The 8551-nt window shown below is 44.7% G+C and carries 6 protein-coding genes; 3 read left to right on the forward strand and 3 right to left on the reverse strand.

Annotated elements, in window-relative coordinates; translation table 11 throughout:
* From QVA83_RS16370 to ahpC, 3 genes are all read right to left on the reverse strand, one after another.
* On the reverse strand, positions 1-1055 hold a 1055-nt coding region (locus QVA83_RS16370), incomplete at its 3' end, for a TonB-dependent siderophore receptor (RefSeq protein WP_287498691.1).
* 195 nt (positions 1056-1250) lie between these two features.
* Positions 1251-2840 (reverse strand): alkyl hydroperoxide reductase subunit F, encoded by a 1590-nt coding sequence (ahpF, locus tag QVA83_RS16375; RefSeq protein WP_014976359.1) that lies wholly within the window; start codon positions 2838-2840, stop codon positions 1251-1253.
* 181 nt (positions 2841-3021) lie between these two features.
* Positions 3022-3579, reverse strand: a complete 558-nt coding sequence (gene ahpC / locus QVA83_RS16380) for an alkyl hydroperoxide reductase subunit C (protein ID WP_425291745.1) — start codon at positions 3577-3579, stop codon at positions 3022-3024.
* Positions 3580-3878: 299 nt separating this feature from the next.
* Between ahpC and QVA83_RS16385 the strand changes: the two genes are divergently transcribed.
* From QVA83_RS16385 to QVA83_RS16395, 3 genes are all read left to right on the forward strand, one after another.
* Positions 3879-5036 carry a DUF2252 family protein gene (locus tag QVA83_RS16385; protein ID WP_287498692.1) on the forward strand — a complete coding sequence of 386 codons (1158 nt, stop codon included), beginning with the start codon at positions 3879-3881 and terminating at the stop codon, positions 5034-5036.
* Positions 5037-5179: 143 nt separating this feature from the next.
* Positions 5180-5467, forward strand: coding sequence for a DUF2252 family protein (locus QVA83_RS16390; protein ID WP_502711469.1), 288 nt, complete (start codon positions 5180-5182; stop codon positions 5465-5467).
* 329 nt (positions 5468-5796) lie between these two features.
* Positions 5797-8379 carry an ExeM/NucH family extracellular endonuclease gene (locus QVA83_RS16395; protein WP_156078281.1) on the forward strand — a complete coding sequence of 861 codons (2583 nt, stop codon included), beginning with the start codon at positions 5797-5799 and terminating at the stop codon, positions 8377-8379.
* Positions 8380-8551: the final 172 nt, after the last annotated feature.

Consider the following 8551-nt stretch of genomic DNA (forward strand, 5'->3'; position numbering starts at 1 on the left):
CCATCTCGCCATAAGGCAGTAAATGAAAGTGACGTTGTATCGTTTATCAAGTGCTCGCCAAGTAAGGTAACTTGGTTCGACTTAGTATCAAATTTATTAAACCCTGGTTCACCTGCGTAAACATCTTGGTCGGGTAAATAAGTGCCGTCAGCCAAAGGCAATAATGTGCCTTCCACAGGAATAAACTGCGCTGCTGTATCGCTATCAGTATCTTGGAATAACCCGATAAGCGTTAGCGTTGTATCGTCAGAAGGCATGAAGGAAAGTGACGGCATGAATACTTGGGTGTCATCGCTAACGTAATCAACCTGAGAGTCAGCATTACGATATATACCAACAAAACGCCCCATCCACTTATCATCTTCAGACAGGCTGCCGTTTACATCTACCCCAACTTGCGCGCGGTCGGAGTTTCCGTAGGACAACACCACTTCGCTTCCTTTGCCTAACGTGGGCGTTTTTGACACATAGTTCATTATGCCACCGGGAGAGCCCTGACCGTAAAGTACAGAGGCAGGCCCCTTAAGCAGCTCAACCTGTTCCATTGTGTAAATTTCAGCTCGCGTAGAATTATAGCTGCCAAACAACTCTTGAATTGAGTCGCGATAGCGCGGAATACTTAATCCTCTGGAAGAGATGGAATCGACTCGGGTGGCGTATCCGTATGACTCCCCCGTCACGCCCGCCATATAGGTGGCAGACTGAGAAAGATTTAACACACCTTTTTGCTTTAAATCTAATGCGGTTTCAATGGAAATTGTACGGGCGAGTTCAACAATCGGTGTATTTGTTTTTGTTGCGCCAAACGGAGAACGCATGCCCACTACTTCAATCTTTTCTACTGCATTCGCTTCTGCTTTTTCCGCTGTTGCTTCTCGCTTATCTATAGCTAAGCCAGCGCCACTTTTATCTTCCTGAGCATGTGCGTGAGACACTAAGATAGCCGCTACCGCCAAGCTGAGTAATTTCTTATTCATGTTGAGTGCTTTCTGTGATTTATTTTTAAGACCCATCAATTCGCCTATTACAAGAATGAAGTGAAATGAAGGCTGCATTAGTACTTTCGTCTAATTTAGCAAAAATTTACACAAATGATAACCAGTATCATTCACATTAACATTAACATCAATAAGTAACAGAAAACGCGTTAACCGAGGTTGTTAAGTAACATAAAGATACGCGCATACAAAAAAGCCGAACTAACAGCGTTAGCTCGGCTTTAACTCTCATGAGAAGTGAAAAGCTAATGACTATGCCGCTTCACTTTCCTGTTCAGACTCAACCACTTCATGGCTTAACAAGTATTCAAATGCAGCAAGCGATGCTTTCGCGCCCTCACCCATCGAAATAACAATTTGCTTATACGGTACTGTTGTTACGTCACCGGCTGCAAATATACCCGGCTCAGATGTATGACACTTAGTATCAACGATAATTTCGCCATACTGTGTCATGTCTACCGTGCCCTTCATAAACTGACTGTTAGGCACAAGTCCAATTTGAACAAATACACCTGCAAGTTCACGGGTGTGCACTTCGTTAGTTGAGCGATCTTGGTATTCAATTGCGTTCACTTTGCCATTTTCAGCAGTAATTTGGCGCGTTGCCGCGTTCTTGATAATGGTAATATTATCGCGCTTTTGAGCTTGATCGATAAGTACCTTGTCCGCTTTTAGTTCTGGCATAAATTCAAATACCGTCACCGATTTTACAATGCCTGCAAGGTCAAGTGCCGCTTCAATACCTGAGTTACCACCGCCAATGACCGCTACGTCTTTACCTTTGAAGAAAGGGCCGTCGCAGTGTGGGCAGTACGCAACACCATTACCGATGTTCTCTTTTTCGCCCGGAACACCAAGTTCTCTCCAGCGGGCGCCTGTCGCAACAATAACCGTACGAGTGCGGATCTGTTCGCCAGAAGAAAGCGTAATGGTTTTAATATTGCCTTTCTCAATACTATCAACGCGTACGTGCTCTTTGAGCGTAATGTCGTAATCGCGGACGTGCTCCATCAAGTTACCAACAAGCTCAGGGCCCGTTGTTTTAGGTACTGAGATAAGGTTCTCGATACCCATGGTATCTTTAACTTGGCCGCCAAAAGTTTCAGCAACAATGGCAACTTTAAGGCCTTTACGGGCACTGTAAATCGCCGAAGCAACGCCTGCTGGACCACCACCGATAACCGTTACGTCTTGAAGTGGTAACGCATCGCCTTTGTTTGCTTCTTTAAGGCTAGGGTCGCGTTCAATTAACTTGTTGATAAGCACAGAGGCATCAACTTTACCATTCGCGAATAGCTCGCCATTAAGGTATACGCTAGGAACACCTTGGATGTCGCGCTCTTGAATTAGATTTTGATATAACCCGCCGTCGATCATTTCGGTCTTGATATTAGGATTAATCAAAGCGAATTGATTAAGTGCCTGTACGACTTCAGGGCAGTTGTGACAGCTTAAGCTAATGAACACTTCAAAATTAAGTGGTTCATTCACCGCTTTCACCATCGACTTAACGCTATCGTCTAGCTTAAGTTCAGTACCCGCTGCATGCAGCATGGCAAGTACAAGCGAGTTAAACTCGTGACCGCCAGGGATACCAGAAAAACGAATTCCCGTATCTTCGCCGTCAGCTTCCAACAAAAAACTGATTGCACTGCGCAACTCACCATTTGTGTCACGCTCTTCTACGTTTAATTTTTCGCTTACTGAAGCAATGTCGGACAGAAACGTCACAAGCTCTTCACGCTTGCTATGTTCACCGGTCTGTACGACAAAGGTTACGTTTTTTTGCATTGACTCTGCATATGATTTCAATGCTTGTAAAATTTCTTTAGTTAACACGGTTATTCTGCCTTATTTTCGACACGCCGATCCCCGCCAACCTTTTGAAGGGTCAACAACATAAGCGGAAATTGGAAATTAATATCAGGGAGTGGAGACCCACTCCCTACAAATTATTTGCTTAATACTGTGCAATGCACGAAGCGCTGAGCTTTCATATATTAAGCGCTAAGCGTGCTGCTTAGATTTTGCCTACTAGGTCAAGTGAAGGTGCTAGAGTTGCTTCACCTTCTTTCCACTTAGCTGGGCAAACTTCACCTGGGTTGTTTGCAACGTACTGAGCGGCTTTAACTTTACGCACTAGGTCATCTGCGTCACGGCCGATACCTTCAGAAGTGATTTCCATTGCTTGGATGATGCCTTCTGGGTCAACAACAAATGTAGCGCGGTCAGCAAGACCCATAGTTTCACGCATACAATCGAAGTTACGAGTGATTTCGCCTGTTGGGTCGCCAATCATTGCAAATTTGATCTTGTTGATCGTGTCAGAAGAATCGTGCCATGCTTTGTGAGTGAAGTGAGTGTCAGTAGATACTGAAAATACTTCTACGCCACGTGACTGAAGTTCTTCGTACTTGTCAGCGATGTCGCCAAGCTCAGTTGGACACACAAATGTGAAGTCAGCTGGGTAAAATACGAAAACTGCCCATTTACCTTTGATGTCTTCGCTGCTTACGTCTACGAATTCGCCATCTTTAAATGCAGTTGCTTTGAAAGGTTTGATAGCAGTATTAATCAATGCCATGTTTAATTCTCCATTTGGTTTAAATTATTTTCGCACGTTAAACACATACGAATACAAACTTTACGTTTATTGTGTCGACATGGTTTTGCAGTTTTGTGAAGATATTCACGTAACGCGAAATTCATGTCTCTCGAAACTGGTGATAAGAATAGCGCGCACAATCACAAAAAACTAATTGGTAAAAATGAATCGCTTAATCAGGTTATTGAATTGAACGATGAAAATTGAGCCAAAATAGATTGATTGTTTTGCAATACGGCTTCACCGGCTAAATTCTGCTGAATGAGAAAACTATGACCCATTCCCGACTACAGCGCATCTCCCACGAAATAATGCTAATCGATGGACACGCGCCATCTCGCACTTTGGCAAAGCATGCAAAAATGGAGGCCAGCCCCTTTGTTTTCTACAGAGGCAGTGCGCAGCTGTTTTACGCTGATATAAAAGCTGGCCTTATCAATTTTCCTAAAGAATGCGAGACAGTTCCCCTCACCAGCGTGATGGGAGACTGTCATACCTCCAATTTTGGCTTTCTCACAGAAGAAGGGTCTCACGGAGATACAGTGATCTTCTCACCCAACGACTTTGATGATGCGTGCGTCGGCAAAGCACATTGGGATCTGCTACGTTATCTCACTTCATTGCACCTTGCCCAGATACATTGCCTAGGCGCAGTTGATGGAAAGTATGCGTGCGATAGCATCGACATCACTAAACCTGTTGTCAGCCACCAGCAGGTTATTAATGCGCAATACGCATTTATTGAGCGTTATGTAGAAACCTGTAGCCAAGTAGTAGAAAACGCCATGGTGATTAACGAAGCCGTAGACTACTGCCCAGATGCCGTGCCAAGCAAGCTGACCAAACTATATAAAAAAGCCAAAGCCCGCAGCGCAGGAGGAGAAGACTTCACGGTTAAAAGTGCGCTGGCTAAAGCCGTTCATTTTGATGGCAAGACCTTGGGGTTTAAGGCCAACAGTGAGAAATTTTCTACCCTAAGCCCACAAGAATACGCCACGCTACTAGAAGCTTTTGCTCCCTACATGGACGATGCGGTAGTCGATATAGTGAAACGCCTGGACGCGGGCACCGGGTCGGTAAATATGGTGCGCTACTACTTTTTAGTAGGACCAGCAAAACCACATAATTCAGCAAGCTTTGCGCATTGTCATATTGTCGAGGTTAAGCAACAACGTGTTGCGGCGCCTATTTATTACTTTCCAGATTTTAACCCGGTTAATCGCCTAAATGCTGCACACCTTACAGCTCGATGCCAACGAAGAATGCAACGAAAACCCGACTTGGTGCTTGATGAAGTTAAGTTTGAAAATGCGCATTACCTGGTTCGCTCCCGACATCACGCTAAAGTGGGAATCGACCCACAAGATATTGCAATGGGAAATAAAGCGATAAATGGTGGCTTTGAGTATAATACCAATCCACACAGATAATCGCCCACTCAGAAGGCGCTGGCAAGTTTCCTAGCGAAGCGTGGGAATGCAGGAATGGCTGTTCCCTTTCAAATTCCCACAATGAAGCTAGGAAGCTTGCCAGACCTTCCCGGAGGGCGAGTTTAAAATGTCCGTACTCTTTGTTGTGTTACCTTGATGTAGAGCCACTATACCTGCGGCAACACGCCGCGATTACGAACATTTTAAATCTCGCTGCGTGGGTGATTATCTATCCGGATTGGTATCTTGCCGAATTGTGCGGGTATAGCCTTGCGCTAGCTCACTGCCGAGGCGATAGAAGAAGTACACGATTCGCGTCGTCAGCATCAACATCTTTTTCTCAAGTAAAAAGCCTGCTCGTAAAAATAGCAAATCTTTATACAGAACAAGTAGTTGATGATCATGCGCTGTTCACTCGTGCGCTGAAATAAAGATATCAATAAAAAGCGTATTTTTTACCCGACGAACTGTTGTCATAGACGTGTCGTTAGCATTACTTAACACCTATATTAGCTTTTGGTTAAGAGTTAAAGGTATGAGTAAACTTACCTATAGATGGTAAGAACTTGATATTTAAGTAATATTTTAAAAACAGCTTGAATAAGGTTAAGTCATTCCTATCCATTACAAATGCCCTTAGTGTAGTTCAAGCAATAAGAAAATTGCGCTTCACATATCACTCTGTTTTTTCTATTTCGGCAAAAGCAGAAGCAGTAATTATGTGAATTAAAAATAATGAAAACTACAAAGGGAAAATGACGTGAAAACATCATTAACTTTACTATCTGCAGGAATCATTTCTGCACTTTCTTCAACCGCCATCCAAGCTAACGATTTAGTCATTAGTGGTGTTATCGATGGACCGTTAAGCGGTGGTGTTCCAAAAGCAGTTGAACTTTTCGTAGTCAATGACATAGCAGATTTATCTACCTATGCCCTTGGAACTGCAAACAACGGCGGCGGTACTGATGGCGAAGAGTTTACGTTTCCAGCTGGTGCGTCTGCAAGCGCTGGTACTTATATCTACGTAGCATCAGAAATTGATGGATTTACTGCGTTTTTCGGTTCTGCACCAGACTACGATACTTCATCAATGGGTATTAATGGTGACGACGCTATTGAGCTTTTTAAAGATGGCAGCGTTATTGACACGTTTGGCGATATCAACACCGACGGTAGTGGCACCGCGTGGGAGTACCTAGACGGTTGGGCATACCGTACGTCAGGTCAAACAGCAAATGGCGGCAGTTTCGAAGCATCTAACTGGACTTACAGTGGTGTTGACGCGCTTGATGGCTCGACCACTAACACTGACGCTGCAACGCCGTTTCCAGCGGGTACATTTACCACTGAAGGTGGCGGTGACGTTGTAGAAGTTCCAGAAGAGCCTGCTGTTGAGCTAGGTATTTGCGGTGCAGACGCGACACTTATTAGTGCTATACAGGGCAGTGAAAGCAGCTCTGCTGAAGTTGGCAATAACGTTATAATTGAAGCTATTGTAACTGGCACACGTGCTGGCGGCTTCTTTGTCCAAGAAGAAGCGTCTGATTACGACGCTGACGACGCCACGTCTGAAGGCTTATTTGTAGAAGGTTCTGTCGACGTTGAAACAGGTAACCTGGTTCGCTTTTACGGTGAAGTAGAAGAAAACTACGGTATGACCACACTTGCTATGGATAGTGATGTGGCTGCACTTGATTGTGGTACAGCGGATGCTGTAGCAGCGGTAGAACTTTCTATGCCGTACGAACTTGACCTTGAAACCGTTGAAGGTATGGTTGTTAGCGTGACTGATGCAACAGTGACGAGTACAAACAACCTGTGGCGTTTTGGTGAAATCGTTGTTAGCGATACAATTAAACGCCAACCAAGCGACGTAGCTGCGCCTCTGTCAGAAGCTTATACTGCGGCAGAAGAAGCGAGCGAGACAAGCCTTCTTACAATCGAAGATAACAGCAGCTCGCAGTACCCAGATGCACTTAATTACTTCCCTACTTTCAGCTACGCTAATGCCATTCGCATTGGTGATTCGGTTTCTGCTGCTGGCCCACTAAACTACAGTTTTGGCACTTACAGAATTAATCCAAGCGACGTTATCGAAGTAACGTCTTCTCGCGAAGCAAACCCAGTGGTTACAGAAGGCAACCTATCTATTGCTACGTTCAACGTGCTTAACTACTTTAATGGTGAAGTAGATGCAAATGGCGACGTAAATTTCGATTATGACGAAAACCGCGGCGCAGACGATGAAGTGGCGTTTGAATTGCAACAGGGTCGTATCGTTGAAGCTATCGTTAACCTTAACGCAGACGTTGTCGGTTTGATGGAAATCGAAAACGATGGTTTTGGTGAAGATAGCGCTATCCAATCTCTAGTTAATGCTATTAACGCCGAACTTGGTGAAACCGAGCAATACTCATTCATCGCAACCAGTGATGGCAGTGAAATTGGTACGGATGCGATTACTGTAGGCTTGTTATACAAAGCTACAGTAGTGACGCCAGAAAATGATGCCATGGTAGTTGCTATGCCAGAGCAACAAATTGATGAAGATAGCCTGGCACGCATGCGCCCAAGCCTTCTTCAATCGTTTGTACACACTGAAAGCAGCAAATCGTTCCTTGTTGCCGTGAATCACTTTAAATCAAAAGGTTCACAGTGTGCAGAAGATGTGGCAGAAGCGCCGTCTGAAATTACCACGATTCAGGGTAGCTGTAACGCACTTCGTGTATCGGCAGCTATCACATTAGGCAACGCGCTAAGTGATGAGAGCCTGCCAGAGCGCAAGGTTATCTTAGGCGACTTAAACGCTTATAGCGCTGAAGATCCAGTAGCTGTACTTACCGATTACACACCTGAGTCTCGTGGATACACTATTACGACTGCGGTCAATACAGGTATGGATGAAGGCTCGTCAGTGGACGTAGAGTCTAGCTTCGGCTATCACAACTTGGCTGAAGAGTTTGATGCAGAAGGCTTCTCATATTGGTTCTACGGAACTGAACAGGTGGGTAGTTTAGATCACGTACTAGCAAGTGAAGCTATGCTTGCAGACGCCATTGACGGTGCTCACTGGAACATCAACTCAGTTGAAGCTTACCAGTTGCAGTACGATCAAGCGCTTCGTTATTACCCAGATGAAGACGGTTACGCCTTTACTGATGTTGGTCCATTTAGAAGCTCAGATCACGACCCATTCATCGCAACCTTTGACCTACAAGCAGACGTAGTTGAAGAGGAAGAAGAAAACAATGATAGCTCAGGTGGAGCAATGGGAGGAATTCTTGCCCTGCTAGCTGCAGCGATTGGCTTTCGTCGTCGTTCGACTACTGCTAAGAAATAAAAAGTGAAAGAATGAAGTCCACGCTTAACGGGCGTGCTTCATTTGTGTCGTCCTAATATAGGTTGACAGTTATTAGGCCAGCTCTCGAAGCTGGCCTTTTCTATTATGCACTGCGTTAGGCGTTTCCATATCTAATGCTAAGTGCGGTCTCATTTCATTGTAAATTTTGATT

It is taken from the genome of Alteromonas sp. AO-Serp (assembly GCF_017849675.1).
GTDB classification, from domain to species: domain Bacteria; phylum Pseudomonadota; class Gammaproteobacteria; order Enterobacterales; family Alteromonadaceae; genus Alteromonas; species Alteromonas macleodii.